Annotated in this window: 20 protein-coding genes; 17 read left to right on the top strand and 3 right to left on the bottom strand. The window is 72.0% G+C overall.

The window, feature by feature from the left end; translation table 11 throughout:
* Positions 1-15 precede the first annotated feature (15 nt).
* From aroC to aroB, 3 genes are read left to right on the top strand one after another with little or no spacing between them, the layout of a single operon-like run.
* On the top strand, positions 16-1,194 hold the full coding sequence (gene aroC, locus Dfulv_RS36990; protein ID WP_259858464.1) for a chorismate synthase: 1,179 nt from the start codon (positions 16-18) through the stop codon (positions 1,192-1,194).
* The gene (locus Dfulv_RS36985) at positions 1,191-1,688 is read left to right on the top strand and encodes a shikimate kinase (RefSeq protein ID WP_259858463.1); all 498 of its coding nucleotides are present in this window, start codon (positions 1,191-1,193) and stop codon (positions 1,686-1,688) included. The genes aroC and Dfulv_RS36985 overlap by 4 nt, the downstream gene beginning before the upstream one ends.
* Positions 1,685-2,776: a 3-dehydroquinate synthase gene (gene aroB, locus Dfulv_RS36980; protein WP_259858462.1), complete on the top strand. Its 1,092-nt coding sequence runs from the start codon at positions 1,685-1,687 to the stop codon at positions 2,774-2,776. The genes Dfulv_RS36985 and aroB overlap by 4 nt, the downstream gene beginning before the upstream one ends.
* Here the strand turns inward: aroB and mptB are convergent.
* A complete protein-coding gene (mptB, locus tag Dfulv_RS36975; protein WP_259858461.1) occupies positions 2,725-4,071 on the bottom strand; it encodes a polyprenol phosphomannose-dependent alpha 1,6 mannosyltransferase MptB in 1,347 nt (448 codons plus the stop codon). The two genes, aroB and mptB, sit on opposite strands and share 52 nt — an antisense overlap.
* A 172-nt stretch (positions 4,072-4,243) precedes the next feature.
* On the opposite strand from mptB, the gene efp reads away from it, so the two are divergent.
* Both efp and nusB read left to right on the top strand, forming a co-directional pair.
* Positions 4,244-4,801 (top strand): elongation factor P, encoded by a 558-nt coding sequence (gene efp / locus Dfulv_RS36970; RefSeq protein WP_259858460.1) that lies wholly within the window; start codon positions 4,244-4,246, stop codon positions 4,799-4,801.
* A gap of 53 nt (positions 4,802-4,854) precedes the next feature.
* Positions 4,855-5,262 (top strand): transcription antitermination factor NusB, encoded by a 408-nt coding sequence (gene nusB / locus Dfulv_RS36965; RefSeq protein WP_259868749.1) that lies wholly within the window; start codon positions 4,855-4,857, stop codon positions 5,260-5,262.
* On the opposite strand, the gene Dfulv_RS36960 is transcribed toward nusB, so the two are convergent.
* Positions 5,250-6,206: an endonuclease domain-containing protein gene (locus Dfulv_RS36960; protein ID WP_259858459.1), complete on the bottom strand. Its 957-nt coding sequence runs from the start codon at positions 6,204-6,206 to the stop codon at positions 5,250-5,252. The two genes, nusB and Dfulv_RS36960, sit on opposite strands and share 13 nt — an antisense overlap.
* Before the next feature lie 155 nt (positions 6,207-6,361).
* Positions 6,362-6,850 (bottom strand): transcriptional regulator BldD, encoded by a 489-nt coding sequence (gene bldD / locus Dfulv_RS36955; protein WP_033356835.1) that lies wholly within the window; start codon positions 6,848-6,850, stop codon positions 6,362-6,364.
* A gap of 190 nt (positions 6,851-7,040) precedes the next feature.
* Between bldD and pyrR the strand changes: the two genes are divergently transcribed.
* From pyrR to Dfulv_RS36895, 12 genes are all read left to right on the top strand, one after another.
* On the top strand, positions 7,041-7,610 hold the full coding sequence (gene pyrR, locus Dfulv_RS36950) for a bifunctional pyr operon transcriptional regulator/uracil phosphoribosyltransferase PyrR (RefSeq protein WP_319805710.1): 570 nt from the start codon (positions 7,041-7,043) through the stop codon (positions 7,608-7,610).
* A complete protein-coding gene (locus Dfulv_RS36945; protein ID WP_259858458.1) occupies positions 7,607-8,521 on the top strand; it encodes an aspartate carbamoyltransferase catalytic subunit in 915 nt (304 codons plus the stop codon). The genes pyrR and Dfulv_RS36945 overlap by 4 nt, the downstream gene beginning before the upstream one ends.
* Positions 8,522-8,547: 26 nt before the next feature.
* Positions 8,548-9,744: a dihydroorotase gene (locus Dfulv_RS36940; protein WP_406568041.1), complete on the top strand. Its 1,197-nt coding sequence runs from the start codon at positions 8,548-8,550 to the stop codon at positions 9,742-9,744.
* Positions 9,741-10,853 carry a glutamine-hydrolyzing carbamoyl-phosphate synthase small subunit gene (gene carA, locus Dfulv_RS36935; RefSeq protein WP_259858457.1) on the top strand — a complete coding sequence of 371 codons (1,113 nt, stop codon included), beginning with the start codon at positions 9,741-9,743 and terminating at the stop codon, positions 10,851-10,853. Before Dfulv_RS36940 ends, carA begins: the two co-directional genes overlap by 4 nt.
* Entirely contained in the window at positions 10,846-14,154 is a 3,309-nt protein-coding gene (gene carB, locus Dfulv_RS36930; RefSeq protein ID WP_259858456.1) for a carbamoyl-phosphate synthase large subunit, read from the top strand. The genes carA and carB overlap by 8 nt, the downstream gene beginning before the upstream one ends.
* Positions 14,151-15,134: a quinone-dependent dihydroorotate dehydrogenase gene (locus Dfulv_RS36925; RefSeq protein WP_259858455.1), complete on the top strand. Its 984-nt coding sequence runs from the start codon at positions 14,151-14,153 to the stop codon at positions 15,132-15,134. The genes carB and Dfulv_RS36925 overlap by 4 nt, the downstream gene beginning before the upstream one ends.
* Positions 15,134-15,976 carry an orotidine-5'-phosphate decarboxylase gene (gene pyrF / locus Dfulv_RS36920; RefSeq protein WP_259858454.1) on the top strand — a complete coding sequence of 281 codons (843 nt, stop codon included), beginning with the start codon at positions 15,134-15,136 and terminating at the stop codon, positions 15,974-15,976. Before Dfulv_RS36925 ends, pyrF begins: the two co-directional genes overlap by 1 nt.
* A gap of 118 nt (positions 15,977-16,094) precedes the next feature.
* Entirely contained in the window at positions 16,095-16,415 is a 321-nt protein-coding gene (gene mihF / locus Dfulv_RS36915) for an integration host factor, actinobacterial type (protein ID WP_190253177.1), read from the top strand.
* A 342-nt stretch (positions 16,416-16,757) separates the two neighbouring features.
* Positions 16,758-17,024 (top strand): DNA-directed RNA polymerase subunit omega, encoded by a 267-nt coding sequence (gene rpoZ, locus Dfulv_RS36910; protein WP_190253176.1) that lies wholly within the window; start codon positions 16,758-16,760, stop codon positions 17,022-17,024.
* A gap of 6 nt (positions 17,025-17,030) precedes the next feature.
* The gene (gene coaBC, locus Dfulv_RS36905) at positions 17,031-18,251 is read left to right on the top strand and encodes a bifunctional phosphopantothenoylcysteine decarboxylase/phosphopantothenate--cysteine ligase CoaBC (protein WP_259858453.1); all 1,221 of its coding nucleotides are present in this window, start codon (positions 17,031-17,033) and stop codon (positions 18,249-18,251) included.
* A gap of 123 nt (positions 18,252-18,374) precedes the next feature.
* Positions 18,375-19,568 (top strand): methionine adenosyltransferase, encoded by a 1,194-nt coding sequence (metK, locus tag Dfulv_RS36900; protein WP_259858452.1) that lies wholly within the window; start codon positions 18,375-18,377, stop codon positions 19,566-19,568.
* A 422-nt stretch (positions 19,569-19,990) separates the two neighbouring features.
* Positions 19,991-21,913: a primosomal protein N' gene (locus tag Dfulv_RS36895; RefSeq protein WP_259868744.1), complete on the top strand. Its 1,923-nt coding sequence runs from the start codon at positions 19,991-19,993 to the stop codon at positions 21,911-21,913.
* Positions 21,914-21,925: the final 12 nt, after the last annotated feature.

The following is a 21,925-nucleotide window of genomic DNA, read 5'->3' as shown; positions in this document are numbered from 1 at the left end:
GACAGACTTGCCCATGTGTTGCGCTGGTTGACCGCTGGAGAATCCCATGGCCCGGCGCTCGTGGCCATCCTGGAGGGCGTGCCCGCCGGGATCGAGCTGACGAGTGCGTCCGTGGCGGCAGAGTTGGCCCGTCGACGCCTCGGCTACGGCCGCGGCGCGCGGATGAGTTTCGAGCAGGACGTCGTCGAGTTCATCGGCGGACTCCGGCACGGACTGACGCTCGGCAGTCCCGTGGCCATCCAGGTGGGCAACAGCGAGTGGCCCAAGTGGGAGACGGTCATGGCGGCCGACCCGGTCGACCCGGAGGTGCTCGCCGCCCAGGCCCGCAACGCGCCGCTGACCCGGCCCCGGCCCGGCCACGCCGACCTTGCCGGCATGCAGAAGTACGGGCACACCGACGCCCGCCCGATCCTCGAACGGGCCAGCGCCCGGGAGACCGCCGCGCGGGTCGCGGTCGGCACCGTCGCCAAGGCGCTGCTGCGCCAGGCGCTCGGCGTCGAGATCGTCTCGCACGTCATCGAGCTCGGCTCGGTGGCCGCCAAGCCCGGCCTGCTGCCCCGGCCGGAGGACTTCGAGCGCATCGACGCCGACCCGCTGCGTTGCCTCGACCCGGACGCGAGCGCGCGCATGGTCGAGGAGGTCGACGCGGCGAAGAAGGACGCCGACACGCTCGGCGGCATCGTCGAGGTGCTGGCGTACGGGGTGCCACCCGGCCTCGGCAGCCACGTGCAATGGGACCGCAAGCTCGACGCCCGCCTGGCGACCGCCCTCATGTCGATCCAGGCGATCAAGGGCGTCGAGATCGGCGACGCGTTCACCCAGGCGCGCTCCCGCGGATCGGTCGCCCACGACGAGATCATCAACACGCCCGACGGGGTCAAGCGGATCACCGACCGCGCCGGCGGCCTCGAGGGCGGGATCACGACCGGCGAGCCGCTGCGCGTGCGGGCCGCGATGAAGCCGATCTCGTCGCTCAACCGGGCGCTGCAGACCGTCGACGTCACGACGGGCGAGCCGGCGACCGCGATCAACCAGCGCTCCGACGTCTGCGCGGTCCCCGCCGCCGCCGTCGTCGCGGAAGCCATGGTGGCGTTGGTACTGGCCGAGGCCGCCCTCGAGAAGTTCGGCGGTGACTCGGTCGCGGAGATCCGCCGCAACGTCGCCGGCTACCTCGAGCACCTGGTGATCCGGTGAGCCCGCGCGCCGTGCTGGTCGGCCCGCCCGGCGCGGGCAAGACGACCGTCGGCGGGCTGCTCGCCGAGGCGCTGGGCGTCGAGTTCCGCGACGTCGACGCCGACATCGAGGCCGCCGCCGGCAAGCCGATCCCGGAGATCTTCTTCGACGAGGGCGAGGATCACTTCCGCGCTCTCGAACGGGAGGCGGTCGCCTCGGCGCTGGCGTCGTTCGACGGTGTGCTGGCGCTCGGCGGGGGCGCGATCCTGGCGCCCGCCACGCGGGAACTGCTGGCCGGGCACACGGTGGTGTACCTGTCGGTGGAGCTCTCCGACGCCGTATCCCGGGTCGGGCTCGGCGCGGGCCGCCCGCTGCTGGCGATCAACCCGCGGGCGACGCTGAAGTACCTGCTCGACCAGCGCCGGCCGTTCTACGAGGAGGTGGCCACCGTGACGGTGGTGACCGACGGGCGCGACCCGGAGGAGATCGCGACGGAGCTGGTGGCGAAGCTGTGACACTCATCGACGTCAAGGACTACTCGGTCGAGATCGGCCGGTCCCTCGCCGACCGGGTGCCCCCGCTGGTGAAGGGCGCCAGCCAGGTCGCCGTGCTGTATGCCGCGCCGGTCCGCGGCCACGCCGACGCGGTCGCGGAGGCCCTGCGCGGCGCCGGGCACGCCGTGCTGCCCATCGAGATCCCCGACGCCGAGGCCGGCAAGGACATTTCGGTCGCGGCCCGCTGCTGGGACGAGCTCGGTGCCGCCGCGTTCACCCGGTCCGACGCCGTCGTCGGCGTGGGCGGCGGTGCGGTGACGGACCTGGCCGGCTTCGTCGCCGCGTGCTGGCTGCGGGGCGTGCGTGTCGTGCAGGTGCCGACGAGCCTCCTCGGCATGGTCGACGCCGCCGTCGGCGGCAAGACCGGCATCAACACGGCCGCCGGCAAGAACCTCGTCGGCGCGTTCTACCCGCCGGCCGGGGTCGTCTGCGATCTGTCCACATTGGACACCCTGCCGGAGGACGACCTGCGCGCCGGGATGGCCGAGGTCGTCAAGTGCGGGTTCATCGCCGACCCGGCGATCCTCGACCTGGTCGAGGCCGACCCGGCCGCGGCGCTCGACCCGCGCGGGACGGTGTTGCCGGAGCTGGTCGAGCGGGCGGTCGCGGTGAAGGCGCGGGTGGTGTCCGCGGACCTGCGCGAGTCGGGCCTGCGCGAGATCCTCAACTACGGGCACACGCTCGGGCACGCGATCGAGCGGCGCGAACAGTACCGCTGGAAGCACGGCCACGCGATCAGCGTCGGCCTGGTTTATGCCGCCGCGCTGGGCCGCCTGACCGGCCGGCTCTCGCCCGAGGTCGCCGACCGGCACCGCACGGTGCTCGAGTTGCTCGGCCTGCCGGTGACCTACCCGGCCGACGCGTGGCCGGAGCTGCACGCGGCGATGCGGGTCGACAAGAAGGCCCGTGGCGCGCTGCTGCGGTTCGTGGTCCTCGACGGGCTCGCCGAGCCGGGCACCCTCGAAGGGCCGTCCGACGAGCTGCTGGTCGAGGCGTATCAGGACGTCGCCGGCACCAGCACGGGCAGCGGCGGGCGCAGCCTGAGGTAGAGCAGGCCGGCCACGGTGCCGATCACCGCGGCGACGATCGCCTCCGGGTAGCCGGGTGCCCCGAACGGCAGCAGGAACAGGGCCAGGCAGACGCAGCCCCAGACCGCCGCCGGCGGCACCCGGCGCAGGCCGGCGGCGAGCGGGACGACCGGCCACAGCAGGTACCACGGATGCACGACGGGCCCGAAGAGAACGATCGCGCTCAGGGCCAGGCCCAGGCCGGCGACCGGATTCGGGGCGCGCAGCAGCGCCCAGCCGGCGATGAGGCAACCGATGCCCGCCGCCACGGTCCGCACCACATGCGTCGCATCGGCCCAGCCGGCCCCGGCGAGCAGCATGCCGAGGTCGGTACTGAACGACAGCCCGTTGCGGACCGTTGTCGGGGTCCGTAGCGCGCCGACCCAGCCCAGCCCGAGCCCGGCGGCGAGTTGTAGCGAGACCAGCGCGGCCGCGCCGCCGGCGACGATGCGCGCCCACGCGCCCGGGCACAGCGCGACGAGCGCGACGAAGGCCAGCGCCGCCGGCACCTTGATCAGGGTCGCCGCGGCGACCAGGGCGGTCGCGAGCAGCGGCCGGTTGCGCACCGCGGAGTACAGCCCCGCGGCGACCAGCCCGATCATCAGCGCGTCGTTGTGCACCCCGGCGACCAGGTGCAGCAGCAGGAGCGGGTTCAGCGCGCCGAACCACAGCGCGCGCTGCGGCGGCACGCCGAACCGCGCGGCGATGCCCGGCAGGCAGAACACGACGAGTGCGACACCCACGAGCGCGACGAGCCGCAGCGCCCACACCCCGGCGACGGCACGGTCGCCCGTGACCTCCACCACCGCGGCCGCGGCACGCAGGAAGACCGGGCCGTACGGCGCCGGGGTGTCCTGCCAGATCTGCGGCACCTGGGCGGCGAGCGGCCCGCCGAGCGCGGACGGGCCGAACCGGTACGCGTCCAGGCCGTCGCGCACCATCGCACCCTGTGCGAGATAGCTGTACACGTCGCGGCTGAACATCGGCGGGGTCAGCGCCAGCGGCGCCGCCCACCAGAGCATGGTCCGGACGAGGTCGGCCGGGCGCTGCTCGTCGAGCGACGGGCGCAACCGCAGCCAGGCGCCGCACAGCAGGGCCAGCCCGAGATAGGCGCTCGCGACGGCCACCAGCGGGAACGCCCGTAACTCCCGCACCACCGGCCAGTGCCCGAACGGGTCCTGCTCGGGGAGCGCGCCGGCCGCGACGCCGCCGATGGCGATCGCGACGCTTCCGGCGAAGCCGAGGGTACGGTTGGTGGTGAGGTCCGGTCGTCCCACCCGGGCACGCTGGCAGAGTCAAGTGTCACGACAGAAACGTCAGGGTGAACAGGTGTCACCCTGCGCTGTACACTGCTTCGGGCCAATTTCCGCATTGCCGATACACTGCACCGGGCTTTTTTCCGCCGGCGGACGCCGCACGGACCAATCGACGAAAGTGACGTCTATCCACATGGCAACCACGAACGACCTGAAGAACGGCCTGGTGCTCAACCTCGACGGCGACCTCTGGACCGTCGTGGAGTTCCAGCATGTCAAGCCGGGCAAGGGCGGCGCGTTCGTGCGGACCACGCTGAAGAACGTGCTCTCCGGCAAGGTGGTCGACCGCACGTTCAACGCGGGGACCAAGGTCGACACCGCCACCGTCGACAAGCGCACGATGCAGTACCTCTACGTCGACGGCGAGGACTACGTCTTCATGGACCTGGAGACGTATGAGCAGATCTCCGTCCCGGAGGGCACGGTCGGCGAGGGCACCAAGTTCCTGCTGCCGGAGGCCGAGGTGATCGTGGCCACGCACGAGGGTGTGCCGCTCTACGTCGAGCTGCCGACCTCCGTGATCCTCGAGATCACCTACACCGAGCCGGGCCTGCAGGGCGACCGTTCCACCGGCGGCACCAAGCCCGCGACCGTGGAGACCGGCGCCACCGTCAACGTCCCGCTGTTCATCTCGACGGGTGAAAAGATCAAGGTCGACACGCGCGACAGCCGCTACCTGGGCCGGGCCTGATCACGGTGTCGTTCTCTGGGGGATCCTTCCTCGGCGGCGACGTCACCGCGCAGATGACCGCGCGGCGGAAGGCCCGCAAGCGCGCTCTTGACGTGCTGTACCAGGCCGACCTGCGCGGTGAGTCGCGTGGGTCGGTCCTGACGGCCTATGTCGCGAACCTGGAAGAGCCGAAGCCGGCCTACCTGCCGTACACGGTCCGCCTGGTCGAGGGTGTCGAGTCGCACGCGGCCCGCATCGACGAGCTGCTGTCGAGCTACGCCGAGGGCTGGACGCTCGACCGCATGCCGGTGGTGGACCGCAACCTGGCCCGCATCGCGGTGTACGAGCTGCTGTACAACGACGAGATCGACAACCCGGTGGCCATCACCGAGGCGGTCGAGCTCGCCGAGACCCTGTCGACGGACGACTCCCCGAGGTTCCTCAACGGCATCCTGGGCCGCATCGCCGACTACGCCACCTGACCCGGCCGGCCCGGCCGCCAGCCGGCGGCCATGAGCGCGGCGCGTAGCTGGCGGGCCACGTCGGCCGGCTCGTGCCGCACCTGCCAGGCGGTGAAGCGCAGCAGACGGGCGCCCGCGATGGCGAGGTCGTTGTGCTGGCGCATGTCGGCCGCCCAGGCGCGGACCTCCATGTGCTGGCTGCCGTCGATCTCGACGTGTATCCCGTAGTCGTCGAACAACGCGTCCCGGTAGCGCTTCCGGCCGGCGCTGTCGCGGCGCACGACCTGCCGGCTCGGCTCGGGCAGGCCGTTGCGCCGGCACAGGTCGAGAAACTCGATTTCCGAGACGGACTCGGAGCCGCCCGCGGCGCTCTCCGCCGCTCGATGGATGAGTTGTTCGCGCCGCACGCCGCGCATCCGGGCCAGCACCGTGTGGACCTCGTCACCGGCGACCAGCCGCTGCTGGAATCCGGCCGCGATCACGGCGGCGGCTTCGCTGTCGTCGTGTGCCCATTGCGCCGCGTCGACCAGTGCCCGTGCAGCGGTGGTCACGGGCGGGACGGAGCCTGCGAGAGCGTGCTCGACCGGCAGGCACCTGGTGCGCCGGACGGCGGTTTCGGGCAGCGCGATCACGCGTCGGCTGAAGGGGATGAGGATCTCCGTGTAGGGCTTCGGGTAGCCCTTGAGCCCGAGGGCCTCGAGTGCGCTGAACCCTGCCAGGACCCCGCGGGTCGCCAGGATTGCGATCCAGCGCCGCTGTGCGAGTCCGATCGACCCGGTCATCGCGACGTAGACCGAACGGTGGGCTCGTTGCCAGCGGCCGGTTTCGACACGGTGGCGGATGGCGCCGGGCGAGAGGTGCCGCAGGGCCTGCGTGCGGGAGATCACCCAGTGCTGGCGGAAGAGCAGATGCTCAAGTGGGTCGTCGCCGCGCGGCGGGTCGCGCTCGGCCGAGTTCCAGCTCATCCGCCGACCCTGCCACCGTGCATCGCCGGCCGGCTGCCCCTGTGGACAACCGGGATTGACCTTGGAAGATCCTGGTAGCCAGGGCTACCACGATCTTCCAAGGTCAACTTGGGGGTCGAAAGAGGGGCCGCCGGCGGCGGCCCCTCTTGAAGGCGTCAGCTCTGGAACAGGCTGCGCGGGTCGGTGACCAGCACACCGTGCTCGTTCAGGCGCTCGACCAGGCCCGACGGCGAAGCGTCGTAGACGATCGCCAGGGCGCGCAGGTCGTCGGCGCGGATGGAGAGCACGCGGCCGTTGTAGTCGCCCCGCTGCTGCTGGATGGCCCGCGCGTACCGCGCCACGTAGGCCAGGTCCTCGGCGCCGGCGTCGTAGAGGCGCTCCAGGTCGAGGACGATCTTGTTGGTGGGCTCATGGCGCACGCCGCTGCCCTCGGGGAGCAGTTCGGCGACGGGGACGCGGTAGAACTCGGCCAGCTCGGCGAGGCGCGAGACCGTGACGGCACGGTCGCCGCGCTCGTAGGAACCGACGACGACGGCCTTCCAGCGCCCGGCCGACTTCTCCTCGACACCCTGCAGAGACAGCCCCTGCTGCTGTCGGATGGAACGCAGGCGAGCACCAAGAGACTTGGCGTACTCAGACGGCATACGGACACTCCCAGTCACTGGCCTGAGGGGTTTCCCCAGCGATCGCTACGGAGCGTGACCGTAACTGGCATCTGACGCGTGGTCAAGTGGTCGAGACCCTTCCGTTGCCCTGGTCAGGGCGGTTGTTAGGGTTGTTGCCGTTCGACGTCCTTTAACGACCCGTCCGGTGAGGCGGGGAAGGAGGTCTGGTTTGTCGTCCGCGACGACCGGCGCTGAGCTGGGAAAAACCATCCTGACTGCGGCAGATGTCGCCCGGGTGGTTGACCGGATTGCCCATCAGATTCTGGAAAAGACGTCCGGAGCGGCCGAAACGGTCCTGCTGGGCATACCTACCCGGGGTGTTCCGCTCGCCAGGCGGCTGGCCACCCGGATCGCCACTTTTGAAGGCACTGAGATCCCGGTCGGTGTGTTGGACATCACGCTCTATCGGGACGATCTTCGCCTTCAGGCCACCCGTGCGGTTGGTCACACCGAAATCCCGCCCGGAGGGCTCGACGGCCGCCGGGTGATCCTCGTCGACGACGTGCTCTTCTCCGGCCGCACGGTCCGCGCCGCGCTCGACGCGCTCAAGGACCTGGGCCGCCCACGTGCCGTCCAGCTGGCGGTGCTCGTCGACCGCGGCCACCGCGAGCTGCCGATCCGGGCCGACTACGTCGGCAAGAACATCCCGACCTCGATCGAGGAGAACGTCCGGGTGCTGACCGCGGAGCACGACGGTACCGACGCCGTGCTCATCCAGCCGAAGGAGCGGAAGGCATGATCAAGCACCTGCTCAGCGCCGCCGACCTGGACGCGGCGACCGCCACCCAGGTCCTGGACACCGCGGAGGAGATGGCCAGCCTCGCCGCGCGTGAGGTCAAGAAGCTGCCGACCCTGCGCGGCCGCACGGTGGTCAACCTGTTCTACGAGGACTCCACCCGGACCCGCATCTCGTTCGAGGCGGCCGCGAAGCGCCTCTCCGCCGACGTCATCAACTTCTCCGCCAAGGGCTCCAGCGTGTCCAAGGGCGAGAGCCTCAAGGACACCGCGCTGACCCTGCAGGCCATGGGCGCCGACGCGGTGGTCATCCGCCACCCGGCCAGCGGCGCGCCGCACCGGCTGGCGAACTGGGTGGCGGGCAGCGTGGTCAACGCCGGCGACGGCACCCACGAGCACCCGACCCAGGCGCTGCTCGACGCCTACACCATGCGCAGCCGCCTCAAGCGCCTCGCCGGCCTCAACGTCGCCATCGTCGGCGACGTGCTGCACTCGCGGGTCGCCCGCTCCAACGTCCAGCTGCTGCACACCCTGGGCGCGAAGGTGACGCTCGTCGCACCGCCGACCCTGCTGCCGGTCGGCGTGGGGGCGTGGCCGGCGCAGACGAGCTACGACCTCGACGCCGTGGTTCCGGACTCCGACGTCGTCATGATGCTGCGGGTCCAGCGGGAGCGGATGAACCAGGCGTACTTCCCGTCGGAGCGCGAATACGCCCGGCGGTACGGCTTCGACCTGCCGCGGATGCGCCGCCTGCCGGAGCACGCGATCATCATGCACCCAGGACCGATGAACCGCGGCATGGAGATCGCGCCCGAGGTCGCCGACTCCGCCCGCTCCACGATCGTCGAACAGGTCGCCAACGGCGTGTCCGTGCGGATGGCCGTCCTCTACCTGCTGCTGGGAGGCAAGTCGTGATCATCACCAACACGCACCTCGGCGAGATCCACGTCGAGGACGGGGTGATCGTCCGGATCGACCCGGAGAAGAAGGGTGAGCTGGTCGCGCTGCCCGGCCTGGTGGACCTGCACACCCACCTCCGCGAGCCCGGCCGCGAGGACGCCGAGACGGTCCAGTCCGGCTCCCGGGCCGCCGCCCTCGGCGGATACACGGCCGTCTGCGCGATGGCGAACACGTCCCCGGTCGCCGACACCGCCGGCGTCGTCGAGCAGGTCTGGCGCCTCGGCCGTGAGGCCGGCCTGGTCGACGTCCAGCCGATCGGCGCGGTCACCGTCGGGCTCGCCGGCGAGCAGCTCGCCGAGCTCGGCGCCATGGCCGACTCGGCCGCCCGCGTCCGGGTGTTCTCCGACGACGGGCACTGCGTCAGCGACCCGCGGCTCATGCGCCGCGCCCTGGAATACGTGAAGGCGTTCGACGGCGTCATCGCCCAGCACGCCGAGGAGCCGCGGCTCACCACTGGCGCGCAGATGAACGAGGGTGAGGTCGCGGCACGGCTCGGACTCGTCGGCTGGCCGGCGGTCGCCGAGGAGGCGATCATCGCCCGTGACGCGCTCATGGCCGGCCACGTCGGGGCGCGGCTGCACATCTGCCACGTCTCCACCGCGGGCAGCGTCGAGCTGATCCGCTGGGCCAAGTCCAAGGGCTGGCGGGTCACCGCCGAGGTGACGCCGCACCACCTGCTGCTCACCGAGGACCGCGCCACGCAGTACGACCCCGTCTTCAAGGTCAACCCGCCGCTGCGCACCCAGGCCGACGTCGAGGCGCTGCGCGCGGGCCTGGAGGACGGGACGATCGACTGCGTCGCCACCGATCACGCGCCGCACAGCGTCGAGGACAAGGAGTGCGAGTGGGGGTACGCACGCCCCGGCATGCTCGGCCTTGAGACGGCGCTCGCGATCGTGGTCCAGACCATGGGACCGCAGTGGGACCGCGTCGCCGAGTGGATGTCGGCGGCGCCGGCCCGCATCGCCGGGCTGGCCGGCCACGGCAACCCGGTCGAGGTGGGGCAGCCGGCCAACATCGCGCTGTTCGACCCCGGCGTGACGTGGACCGTCGACCCGACGGCCCTCGCCAGCCGGTCACGCAACACCCCCTATGCCGGAATGGAACTGCGCGGCCGCATCGTGGCGACCTACCTGCGCGGCGAGCCGACGGTACTGAACGGAAAGGCCACGCGGTGAAGCGGAGAGAGGCACTGCTCGTCCTCGAGGACGGTCGCACCTTCCGGGGTGAGGCCTTCGGCAGCATCGGTGAGACGTTCGGCGAGGCGGTCTTCAACACCGGCATGACCGGCTACCAGGAGACGCTGACCGACCCGTCGTATCACCGACAGGTCGTGGTGCAGACCGCGCCGCAGATCGGCAACACCGGCGTCAACGGCGAGGACGACGAGTCCGACCGGATCTGGGTCGCCGGTTACGTCGTGCGTGACCCGTCGCGCTCCTACTCCAACTGGCGTGCCGCGGGCAGCCTGGCGGACCGGCTCGCCGTCGAGGGTGTCGTCGGCATCAGCGGCATCGACACCCGCGCCCTGACCCGGCACCTGCGCGAGCGCGGCGCCATGCGGGTCGGGGTGTCCAGCGTCGACGACGACCGCGACGGGCTCCTCGAGCGGGTCCGTCAGCAGCCGGCGATGCTCGGCGCCGACCTGTCCGCCGAGGTGACCACGCCGCAGCGGTACACCGTGGAGGCACAGGGTGAGCACCGGTTCACGGTCGCCGCGATCGACCTGGGCATCAAGCGCAACGTCCCGCGCCGGCTCGCCGCCCGCGGCGTGACCACGCACGTGCTGCCGGCCTCGACGACGCTCGCGGAGATCAAGGAGCTCGGGGCCGACGCGGTCTTCTTCTCGCCCGGCCCGGGCGACCCGGCGACCGCCGACGGCCCGGTCAAGCTCGCCAAGGACGTGATGACGGAACGGATCCCGCTCTTCGGCATCTGCTTCGGCAGCCAGATCCTGGGCCGGGCGCTGGGCTTCGGCACGTACAAGCTCGGCTACGGCCACCGCGGCATCAACCAGCCGGTGCTGGACCGTAAGACCGGCAAGGTCGAGGTCACCAGCCACAACCACGGCTTCGCCGTCGACGCGCCCCTCGACGGGCAGGTCGAGACGGAGTTCGGCGCCGTCGAGGTGAGCCACATCTGCCTCAACGACAACGTCGTGGAGGGACTGCGCTGCCTGGAGGTCCCGGCGTTCACCGTGCAGTACCACCCGGAGGCGGCAGCGGGGCCGCACGATGCGGATTACCTGTTCGACCGATTCGCGGAGTTGATGAACACCAATGCCTAAGCGGACCGACCTCCGGCATGTCCTCGTCATCGGCTCCGGCCCGATCGTCATCGGCCAGGCGTGCGAGTTCGACTACTCCGGCACCCAGGCGTGCCGTGTGCTGCGGGCCGAGGGCCTGCGGGTCAGCCTGGTCAACAGCAACCCGGCGACCATCATGACCGACCCCGAGTTCGCCGACGCCACCTACGTCGAGCCGATCACCCCGGAGTTCGTCGAGCAGGTGATCGCCAAGGAGCGCCCCGACGCGCTGCTGGCCACGCTCGGCGGGCAGACCGCCCTCAACACCGCCGTCGCGCTGCACGAGGCGGGGGTGCTCGAGAAGTACGGCGTGGAGCTCATCGGCGCCGACATCGACGCCATCCGCCGCGGCGAGGACCGCCAGCTGTTCAAGGACATCGTGGCGCGCGCCGGCGGCGAGACCCCGCGGTCGCGGGTCTGCCACTCGATGGAGGAGGTCCACGAGACCGTCGCCGAGCTGGGGCTGCCCGTGGTCATCCGGCCGTCGTTCACGATGGGCGGCCTCGGCTCCGGCATGGCGCACACGGCCGAGGACCTCGACCGGCTCGCGGGCGGCGGCCTGGCCGCCTCCCCGGTGCACGAGGTGCTCATCGAGGAGAGCGTGCTCGGCTGGAAGGAGTACGAGCTGGAGCTGATGCGCGACAAGCACGACAACGTGGTCGTCGTCTGCTCCATCGAGAACGTCGACGCGATGGGCGTGCACACCGGCGACTCGGTGACCGTCGCGCCCGCGATGACGCTGACCGACGTCGAGTACCAGCGCCTGCGGGACCTCGGCATCGCCGTGCTGCGCGAGGTCGGCGTCGACACGGGCGGCTGCAACATCCAGTTCGCGGTGCACCCGAGGACCGGCCGCCTGGTCGTCATCGAGATGAACCCGCGGGTGTCGCGCTCCAGCGCCCTGGCGAGCAAGGCCACCGGCTTCCCGATCGCGAAGATCGCGGCGAAGCTCGCCATCGGCTACACGCTCGACGAGATCCCCAACGACATCACGCTCAAGACGCCGGCCGCGTTCGAGCCGGCGCTCGACTACGTCGTGGTGAAGATCCCGCGCTTCGCGTTCGAGAAGTTCCCGGTCGCCGACGCCGAGCTCACCACCACGATGAAGTCGGTGGGCGAGGCGATGTCGCTCGGCCGTACCTTCACCGAGGCGCTCGGCAAGGCGATGCGCTCGCTGGAGACCAAGGCCGCGGGCTTCTGGACCACACCCGACAAGACCGGCACGTCGGCCCTGGAAGACCTGCGGGTGCCGCACGACGGGCGGCTCTACACCGCGGAGCTCGCGCTGCGGCAGGGGCACAGCGTGGCCGAGGTCGCCGAGGCCTCCGGATTCGACCCGTGGTTCGTCGACCAGCTCGCCGCGCTCGTCGACCTGCGCGCGGAGATCATCAGCGCGGCCGTGCTCGACGAGCCGCTGCTGCGCCGGGCCAAGCGGGCCGGGCTCTCCGACCGGCAGATCGCGGCGCTGCGGCCCGAGTTCGCCGGCGAGGACGGCGTGCGCACCCTGCGGCACCGGCTCGGGCTGCGGCCGGTCTACAAGACGGTGGACACCTGCGCCGCCGAGTTCGCGGCCGGCACGCCGTACCACTACAGCACCTACGAGGACGAGACCGAGGTCACGCCGTCGGACCGGCCCAAGGTGATCATCCTGGGCTCCGGACCGAACCGCATCGGCCAGGGCATCGAGTTCGACTACTCGTGCGTCCACGCGGTCATGGCGCTGCGCGCCAAGGGCTACGAGACGGTCATGGTCAACTGCAACCCGGAGACGGTCTCCACCGACTACGACACCGCCGACCGGCTCTACTTCGAGCCGCTCACCTTCGAGGACGTCCTCGAGGTGTTCCACGCCGAGGACGAGTCCGGCCGCGAGGCCGGCGGCCCGGGTGTCGTCGGGGTGATCGTGCAGCTGGGCGGGCAGACCCCGCTCGGCCTCGCCGACCGGCTCTACCGCGCCGGCGTGCCGATCGTCGGTACCTCGCCCGAGGCCATCGACCTCGCCGAGGACCGGGGGCTGTTCGGCAAGCTGCTCACCGAGGCCGGCCTGCGGTCCCCGGCGCACGGCACCGCGACCACGTTCGCCGAGGCGAAGCGGATCGCCGACGAGATCGGCTACCCCGTGCTGGTCCGGCCGTCGTACGTGCTGGGCGGCCGCGGCATGGAGATCGTCTACGACGAGCCGACGCTGCGCGAATACATCGGCCGGGCGACCGAGATCTCCCCGGCGCACCCGGTGCTCGTCGACCGGTTCCTCGACGACGCCATCGAGATCGACGTCGACGCGCTCTGCGACGAGACCGGCGAGGTGTACCTCGGCGGCGTCATGGAGCACATCGAGGAGGCCGGCGTCCACTCCGGCGACTCCTCGTGCGCGCTGCCGCCGATCACGCTCGCCGCGGTACACCTCGCGGAGGTGCGCCGGTACACGGTGGCGATCGCCCGCGGGATCGGCGTGCGCGGCCTGCTCAACGTGCAGTACGCGCTGAAGGACGACGTGCTCTACGTCCTGGAGGCCAACCCGCGCGCGTCGCGCACCGTGCCGTTCGTGTCGAAGGCCACGGCGGTGCCGCTGGCGAAGGCCGCGGCGCGGATCGCGCTCGGCGCCACGATCGCGCAGCTGCGGGCCGAAGGGCTGCTGCCGGCCGAGGGCGACGGCGGGGACCTGCCCGACGGCGCGCCGATCGCGGTGAAGGAGGCGGTGCTGCCGTTCAAGCGGTTCCGCACCGCCGAGGGCAAGGGCGTCGACAACCTCCTCGGCCCGGAGATGAAGTCCACCGGCGAGGTCATGGGCATCGACACGTACTTCGGGCACGCCTTCGCCAAGTCCCAGGCGGCCGCCTACGGCTCGCTGCCGACCGCCGGCACCGTGCTGGTGACCGTCGCCAACCGGGACAAGCGGGGGATCGTGTTCCCGGTCAAGCGCCTCGCCGACCTGGGCTTCGCGATCGTCGCCACGGCCGGCACCGGTGAGGTCCTGCGCCGGTACGGCGTCGCCTGCGAGATCGTGCCCAAGCACTACGCGGAGCCCGGGCAGGGAGCGCGCAACGCGGTCTCGCTCATCGCCTCGGGTGAGGTCGACCTGGTGATCAACACCCCGCAGGGCTCCAGCGGGCGCATGGACGGCTACGAGATCCGCAGCGCCGCTGTCGTCGCCGACATCCCGTGCATCACCACGCTGCCCGGCGCGGCGGCCGCGGTGATGGGCATCGAGGCGCTCCTGCGCGGCGAGATGACGGTCCGGCCGCTGCAGGAGCTGCACGCCGCCCTGCGCGAGGCGCGATGAGCGTATACGAGAGTGTCGTCCGTCCGGTCCTGTTCCGCTGGGCCGGCGGCGACGCCGAGTCGGTGCACGAGCGGACGCTGGGTGTGCTGGCGAAGGTGCCGGGCGTGCGGCGGCCGCACAGCCCGCCCGGCGCCCGCCGGACCGTGTTCGGCATCGACTTTCCCAACCCGGTCGGGCTCGCCGCCGGGATGGACAAGGACGGCCGCGCGCTGCGCGCCTGGCCCCGGCTCGGCTTCGGCTTCGTCGAGGTGGGCACCGTCACACGGCACGCGCAGCCGGGCAACGAGCGGCCGCGGCTGTTCCGCCTGCCGGAGCACGAGGCGATCGTCAACCGGATGGGCTTCAACAACGCCGGCGCGGAGGCCCTGGCCGCGCGGCTGCGGGCGCTGGGCCCGCTGCCGGTCCCGCTGGGGATCAGCCTCGGCAAGTCGAAGGTGACCCCGCTGACGGGCGCCGTCGAGGACTACGTCACGTCGTTCCGGCTGCTGTCCGACCTGGGCGCGTATTTCGCCGTCAACGTGAGCTCGCCGAACACGCCCGGGCTGCGCCAGTTGCAGGACAAGGCGCAGCTGTCGGCGCTGCTCGGCGCGCTGCGGTCGGAGAACCGCGCCGGCCGGCCGATCCTGGTGAAGGTCGCCCCCGACCTCACCGACGCGGCCCTGGGCGAGCTGCTCGACGTGTGCCTTGGGCTCGGCGTCGCCGGGCTCATCGCCACCAACACGACGATCGAGCGCCCGGTGCCGTTCGACGGGCCGGGCGGGCTGAGCGGGCGGCCGCTCGCGCCGCGCGCGCTGGAGGTCGTGCGGTTCGTGGCCAAGGAGAGCGGGCTGCCGGTGATCGGTGTGGGCGGGATCACCCGACCCGAGGACGCCCGGCGGATGCTCGACGCGGGGGCCAGCCTGGTCCAGCTGTATACCGGCTTCATCTATCACGGTCCGGGCCTCGTGCGGCGGGCCGTCGCGGCGACGAGGAGTGTGTGATGACCGAGCCGTTCGGGGCCCGTCTGCGGGCCGCCATGGACGCCCTGGGGCCGTTGTGCGTGGGGATCGACCCCCACCCCACCCTCCTGGCCTCCTGGGGCCTCTCCGACGATGTCAAGGGCCTGGAAGCGTTCAGTCAGACGGTGGTGGAGGCCCTGGCCGACCGGGTCGCGGTGATCAAGCCCCAGTCCGCCTTTTATGAGCGTTTCGGCTCCCAGGGCATAGCGGTCCTAGAGTCGACTATCCGACAGTTACGCTCGGCCGGAGCCCTTGTGCTTCTCGACGTGAAGCGGGGTGACATCGGCTCGACGGCCGCCGCGTACGCCGACGCCTACCTCGATCCGGCCTCTCCGCTCTGCGCCGACGCCATCACCGTCAGCCCGTATCTCGGCTTCGGCTCACTGCGGCCGATCGTGGAGAAAGCCCAGCAGAACGGGCTCGGCGCGGTTGTGCTCGCCCTCACCTCCAACCCCGAGGGCGCCGCGGTCCAGCGGGCCGTCGCGGCCGACGGGCGGACCGTCGCGCAGACCGTGATCGACGAGATTTCCCAGGTCAACGCGGGTGTGACACCGCTCGGCGACGTCGGCGTGGTCATCGGCGCGACCGTCGGGCCGACCGGCCACAATCTGATCAACCTCAATGGGCCGATCCTCGCGCCGGGCCTCGGCGCGCAGGGCGGACGGGCCGACGACCTCCGGCTCGTGTTCGGCGACGCCGTCCGCAACGTGCTCCCGTCGTGGTCCCGGGAAGTCCTCGGCGCCGGGCCGGATGTGGCCGCTTTGCGGTCCGCGGCGGAGCGGGCGCGTGACGCCTGCGCGTCCGCAATTGCGGTCACGGCCTGATCATCGAATCGGCACAGGCCGTCGATCTTGTCCTCTGACGTTGCCGAAATGGCTCCTGACCGCTAGTTTTCCCCGCGCTAGACCATCAACACTTTTTTTAGGGACCTGAGGAGACCTGGTGCCGCTCCCGTCACTGAGCCCGGAACAGCGCGCGGCCGCTTTGGAAAAGGCGGCTGAGATCCGAAAGGCTCGCGCTGAGCTGAAGGAGCAACTCAAGCAGGGCAAGACGACGCTTGCTGCCGTGATCGACCGTGCGGAGTCCGACGACGTCGTCGGAAAGCTCAAGGTCTCGGCTGTGCTGCAGGCGATGCCCGGCATCGGCAAGATCCGGGCAACGCAGATCATGGAGAAGCTGAAGATCGCCGAAAGCCGCCGCCTGCGCGGCCTGGGCGACCAGCAGCGCAAGGCACTGCTCGGGGAGTTCGCGGGCGGCAAGTGACTGCCCCCTGCGGTCCCCCCGGACCAGTGTGAGACCTCGACGCGCCCGGGCCTCGTGCCCGGGCGCGTCGGCGTTCCCGCCCGGTCGTTCACCCGGACGTTTCGGCGGGGCGCCTGTGCGTGGTGACACGCGCCACTCCGATCACGATCCGTGAGTGCCCGGCGGTGCCGGCGGACCGGCGGCACGACCACCCCGACCGGGGCGCAGCCGCTGCGGAGGCGGGTGGTCACGAACGGGTGTCGACGGCGACACCGAGGCCCGCGTCACGTCACTTCCGTCACTCATGGTGTAAGGTTGGCGGGTTCGTGAGCCGTCAATTGCGAAAGTATTGAGGTTGTTTCCGTGGCCGGAACCGTGGCAGACCCGCAGGGGATCACCAACCCGCCGATCGACGAGCTGCTCGAGAAGACGACGTCGAAGTATGCGCTGGTGATCTTCGCGGCGAAGCGTGCCCGTCAGGTCAATGCCTACTACAGCCAGCTCGGCGAAGGTCTGCTCGAATACGTCGGCCCGCTGGTCGAGACCACGCCGCAGGAGAAGCCGCTCTCCATCGCGCTCCGCGAGATCAACGGCGGTCTGCTGACCGCCGAGCGCATCGACGAGGCCTAGGCCTCGATGGACCAGCACGCCGAGGCGCGGCCGCGGGTCGTGCTCGGCGTCGCCGGCGGCATCGCCGCCTACAAGGCGTGTGAGCTGCTGCGACTGCTGACCGAGTCCGGCCACCGGGTGCGGGTCGTGCCCACCGCCGCGGCGCTCACGTTCGTCGGCGAGGCGACCTGGGCGGCCCTGTCCGGCCAGCCGGTCAGCACCGACGTCTGGACCGGCGCCCACGAGGTGCCGCACGTCCGCCTCGGCCGGGAGGCCGAGCTGGTGGTAGTCGCGCCGGCGACCGCCGACCTGCTCGCGAAGGCCGCCCACGGCCTCGCCGACGACCTGCTCACGAACACGTTGCTCACGGCCCGCTGTCCGGTCCTGTTCGCACCCGCGATGCACACCGAGATGTGGGAGCACCCGGCCACCCGCGCCAACGTCGCCACCCTGCGCGAGCGCGGTGCCGTGGTCCTCGAGCCGGCCGTCGGGCGGCTCACCGGCGCCGACACCGGCAAGGGCCGGCTGCCCGAGCCCGCCGAGATCTTCGCCGTCGCGACCCGCCTGCTGCGCCGCGGCGGCCTGCCGCAGGACCTCGCCGGACGGCACGTCGTCGTCACCGCCGGCGGCACCCGCGAGCCGATCGACCCGGTCCGGTTCATCGGCAACCGCTCGTCCGGCAAGCAGGGCTATGCGATCGCCCGCGCCGCCGTGGCCCGCGGCGCCCGCGTCACGCTGGTCGCAGCCAACGTGGCGCTGCCCGACCCGGCCGGCGCCGACGTGATCCGGGTGGAGACGACCGAGCAGTTGCGGAAGGCCACGCTCGCGGCGGCGGAGCGGGCCGACGCGGTGGTCATGGCCGCGGCCCCGGCAGACTTCCGGCCGGCGACGTTCGTCACCAGCAAGATCAAGAAGGTCGACGGCACCGCGCCGACCCTCGAGCTGGTCACCAACCCCGACATCGCCGCCGAGCTGGGCGCGGCCAAGCCCGAGGGGCAGGTGCTCGTCGCGTTCGCCGCGGAGACCGCCGATCTGGAGCGGGCCGTCGCCAACGGTCACGAAAAGCTGCTGAAGAAGCGTGCCGATCTGATCGTGGTCAACGAGGTCGGCGTCGACAAGACCTTCGGCGCCGAGCGCAACCAGGCGGTGATCCTCGGCGCGGACGGCAGTCGCGACGCGCTGCCCGAACTGTCCAAAGACGACCTTGCCGATAGGATTTTGGATCGGGTTGCTGATCGTTTGCCCTGATCATGGTCGTTCCGGGTGAGAGTCCCGGGTTGTTTCGCCCTGGGGCTTTGCCGTTTTACGAGTGGCAGGTCGTACACTCTGGCGGAGCCTGCTAACCGATCGCCGTACCCCTGAGGAGCACCATTGGCACGCCGCCTGTTCACGTCAGAGTCGGTCACCGAAGGTCACCCCGACAAGATCGCCGATCAGATCAGTGACGGTGTCCTCGACGCGCTCCTCGCGCAGGACGCCCGCAGCCGGGTCGCTGTCGAGACGCTGATCACCACCGGCCAGGTCCACGTCGCCGGTGAGGTGACGACCAGTGCGTACGCCGACATTGCCAAGATCGTCCGCGAGACGATCCTGGGCATCGGCTACGACTCGTCGAAGAAGGGCTTCGACGGCGCTTCCTGCGGTGTCAGCGTGTCCATCGGCTCCCAGTCGCCCGACATCGCGCAGGGTGTCGACTCGGCGATCGAGGTTCGTGAGGGTGCCGGCGCGGACGACCTCGACCTTCAGGGCGCCGGCGACCAGGGCATGATGTTCGGCTTCGCGTGCAACGAGACCCCCGAGCTCATGCCGCTGCCCATCGCGCTCGCGCACCGGCTCGCCCGTCGCCTGTCCGCGGTCCGCAAGGACGGCACCATCCCCTACCTGCGGCCCGATGGCAAGACCCAGGTCACCATCGAATACGACGGCCTGCGCCCCGTCCGCCTGCACACCGTCGTGGTGTCCAGCCAGCACGCGCCCGACATCTCGCTCGAGTCGCTGCTGACCCCGGACGTCCGCGAGCACGTCATCGCCCCCGAGCTCGAGGGCCTGGGCCTGGAGACCGACGGCTACCGGCTGCTGGTCAACCCGACCGGCCGCTTCGAGATCGGTGGCCCGATGGGCGACGCCGGCCTGACCGGCCGCAAGATCATCGTCGACACCTACGGCGGCTACGCCCGCCACGGTGGCGGCGCGTTCTCCGGCAAGGACCCGTCCAAGGTCGACCGCTCCGCGGCCTACGCGACGCGCTGGGTGGCCAAGAACGTTGTGGCGGCCGGCCTGGCCGACCGCTGCGAGGTCCAGGTCGCCTACGCGATCGGCAAGGCCCACCCGGTCTCGCTGTTCGTCGAGACCTTCGGCACCGAGGTCGTGCCGGTCGAGCGCATCGAGAAGGCCATCAACGAGGTCTTCGACCTGCGCCCGGCGGCCATCATCCGCGACCTCGACCTGCTCAAGCCGGTCTACCGGCAGACCGCGGCCTATGGCCACTTCGGCCGTGAGCTGCCCGGCTTCACGTGGGAGCAGGCCACCCGCACGGCGGAGCTGAAGTCCGCCGCAGGCGCCTGACCGCCCGCACCAGTCCCACGACGTTGGCCGACCAGTCCGAGCATCGGACGGGTCGGCCAACGTTCTTCGGGACCCCGGATTTGCCGGCTTCCACCGCCGAGGCTTCGACGCACGACGATGTTTTCCACTTGGCAACGGGTCGCGCGGCGTCTATTCGAGGGGCTGCCTCCGAGTCGCGCGGCGATGCCACAAATCGGCACACGTCTATTGGAGTGGCGGTGGCGCCGGAAGGTGAGCCGTTCCCGGACAATGGCGGCCCGGATTCCGACGGGCTGTTTCCCGAATCCGAGGTGACACCGCCGGCCGGCCAGATCGCCGAGAATCCCCGCGCCGCCGCCGAGCGCATCGCCGGAAAGGCGGGCGCGGGCCGCACCGGCAAGGGCGGCCGGACGGGGGCCGCCGAGAAGCGGGCCGCCGCCGAGCTGCCGGTCGCGCGTGTCTGCGTCGACACCCCGCTGCCACACCTCGACCGGCCCTTCGACTACCTCGTCCCGGAGGCGGCCGACGGTGCGGCCCGGCCCGGCGTGCGGGTGCGGGTGCGGTTCGCGGGGCAACTCGTCGACGGCTTCCTGCTCGAGCGCGCCGCCGCCTCCGAACACGCCGGCCGGCTCGCGTTCCTCGACGGCGTCGTCTCGCCCGAGGTCGTCGCCGGTCCGGAGATCGTCGCCCTCGCCCGTGACGTCGCCGACCGCTACGCGGGGACACTCTCCGACGTGCTCCGGCTCGCCGTGCCGCCCCGGCACGCCCGCACCGAGGCCGCCGCGCGGCCGGCGCCGCCCGAGCCGTTCGCCGGGCCGGTCGACGCACGTGGCTGGCACCGGTACACGGCCGGCGCCGCCCTCGTCCGCGCCCTCGGCGACGGCAAGGCACCCCGCGCGGTGTGGACCGCCCTGCCCGGCGAGGACTGGCCGGCCCGGCTCGCCGAGACCGCCGCGGCCAGCCTCGCGGGTGGGCGCGGCGCGCTCGTCGTCGTGCCCGACGCACGTGACCTCGACCGGCTCGACACGGCCCTGACCTGGGTGCTCGGCGGCCCCGGGCACCACGTCGCCCTGTCCGCCGCGCTCGGGCCCGCCGAGCGGTACCGCAGGTTCCTCGCGGTGTCCCGGGGCAGCGCCCGGATCGTCATCGGCACCCGGGCCACGGCGTTCGCGCCGGTCGCCGACCTGGGTCTGGTCGTGATCTGGGACGACGGCGACGACCTGCACGCCGAGCCACGCGCCCCCTACCCGCACGCCCGGCAGGTCCTGCTCTCCCGCGCCGAGCAGACCGGCTGCGGGGTGATCGTCGGAGGCTTCGGCCGTACCGCCGAGGCACAGCAGCTCATCGAGACGGGCTGGGCCGTCGAGGTGGGCGCCGACCGCGACGTGCTGCGGCGGGCCATGCCCCGGGTGGTGACGACCGGCGAGCACGACCACCCGCGGGAGCCCGAGGCCGTCGCCGCCCGGCTGCCGTCCGTCGCGTGGCGGGCCGCCCGCGAGGCGCTGGCCCGCAACACCCCGGTCCTGATCCAGGTGCCGCGCCGGGGGTACATCCCGGTTGTCGCCTGCGCGGACTGCTTCACGCCGTCGCGCTGCGTGCACTGCTCCGGCCCACTCTTCCTGCCGTCGGCGAGCGAGGCGCCGGAGTGCCGGTGGTGCGGGCGGCCGTCCGCCGACCACACCTGCCCGGAGTGCGGCAGCCGGCGCCTGCGGGCCGCCGTCATCGGCGCCCGGCGGACGGCCGAGGAACTGGCCCGGGCGTTCCCCGACACCCCCGTGCGCACGTCCGGGCGGGACGAGGTGCTCGCCACGATCCCCGGCGGTGCCTCGCTCGTGGTGTCGACGCCCGGCGCCGAGCCCGTCGCCGACGGCGGATACGGGGCGGTGCTCCTCCTCGACACCTGGGCCCTGCTCACCCGGGCCGACCTGCGCGGCACCGAGGAGGCGCTGCGCCGCTGGATGGCCGCCGCCGCCTTGGCCCGCCGGGACGGGCAGGTGGTCGTTGTGGCCGAGGGCGGCCTCACGGTCGTCCAGGCGCTGCTGCGCTTCGACCCGGGCTGGCTCGCCGCGCGTGAACTCGCCGACCGGCGCGAGCTCGGCTTCCCCCCGGCGGTGCGGATCGCGGCGCTGACCGGTGTGCCGGCCGCGGTCGCCGAACTGCTCGCGGCGGCCCAGCTCCCGCCGGGCGCCGAGGTGCTCGGCCCGGTGCCGGTCTCGGCCGAGGGCCAGGAGCGGATGCTGGTCCGCACCGCCCGGTCCGCGGGCCGGGCACTGGCCCTGTCACTCAAGGCGGCGGCGGGGGTGCGCTCGGCCCGCAAGGCCCCCGACCCGGTCCAGATCCAGATCGACCCGCTCGACCTGCTGTAAGGCCGTGGACCG

It is taken from the genome of Dactylosporangium fulvum (assembly GCF_025137375.1).
In the GTDB taxonomy this organism is placed as follows: Bacteria; Actinomycetota; Actinomycetes; order Mycobacteriales; family Micromonosporaceae; genus Dactylosporangium; species Dactylosporangium fulvum.
This window is presented reverse-complemented; position numbering and strand designations above follow the sequence as displayed.

Coding starts and splice junctions, on each gene's coding strand:
- efp (WP_259858460.1), top strand. CDS start 4,244: ATGGCAACCACGAACGACCTGAAGAACGGCCTGGTGCTCAACCTCGAC.
- nusB (WP_259868749.1), top strand. CDS start 4,855: ATGACCGCGCGGCGGAAGGCCCGCAAGCGCGCTCTTGACGTGCTGTAC.
- Dfulv_RS36960 (WP_259858459.1), bottom strand. CDS start 6,206: ATGAGCTGGAACTCGGCCGAGCGCGACCCGCCGCGCGGCGACGACCCA.
- bldD (WP_033356835.1), bottom strand. CDS start 6,850: ATGCCGTCTGAGTACGCCAAGTCTCTTGGTGCTCGCCTGCGTTCCATC.
- Dfulv_RS36945 (WP_259858458.1), top strand. CDS start 7,607: ATGATCAAGCACCTGCTCAGCGCCGCCGACCTGGACGCGGCGACCGCC.
- carB (WP_259858456.1), top strand. CDS start 10,846: ATGCCTAAGCGGACCGACCTCCGGCATGTCCTCGTCATCGGCTCCGGC.
- Dfulv_RS36925 (WP_259858455.1), top strand. CDS start 14,151: ATGAGCGTATACGAGAGTGTCGTCCGTCCGGTCCTGTTCCGCTGGGCC.
- pyrF (WP_259858454.1), top strand. CDS start 15,134: ATGACCGAGCCGTTCGGGGCCCGTCTGCGGGCCGCCATGGACGCCCTG.
- coaBC (WP_259858453.1), top strand. CDS start 17,031: ATGGACCAGCACGCCGAGGCGCGGCCGCGGGTCGTGCTCGGCGTCGCC.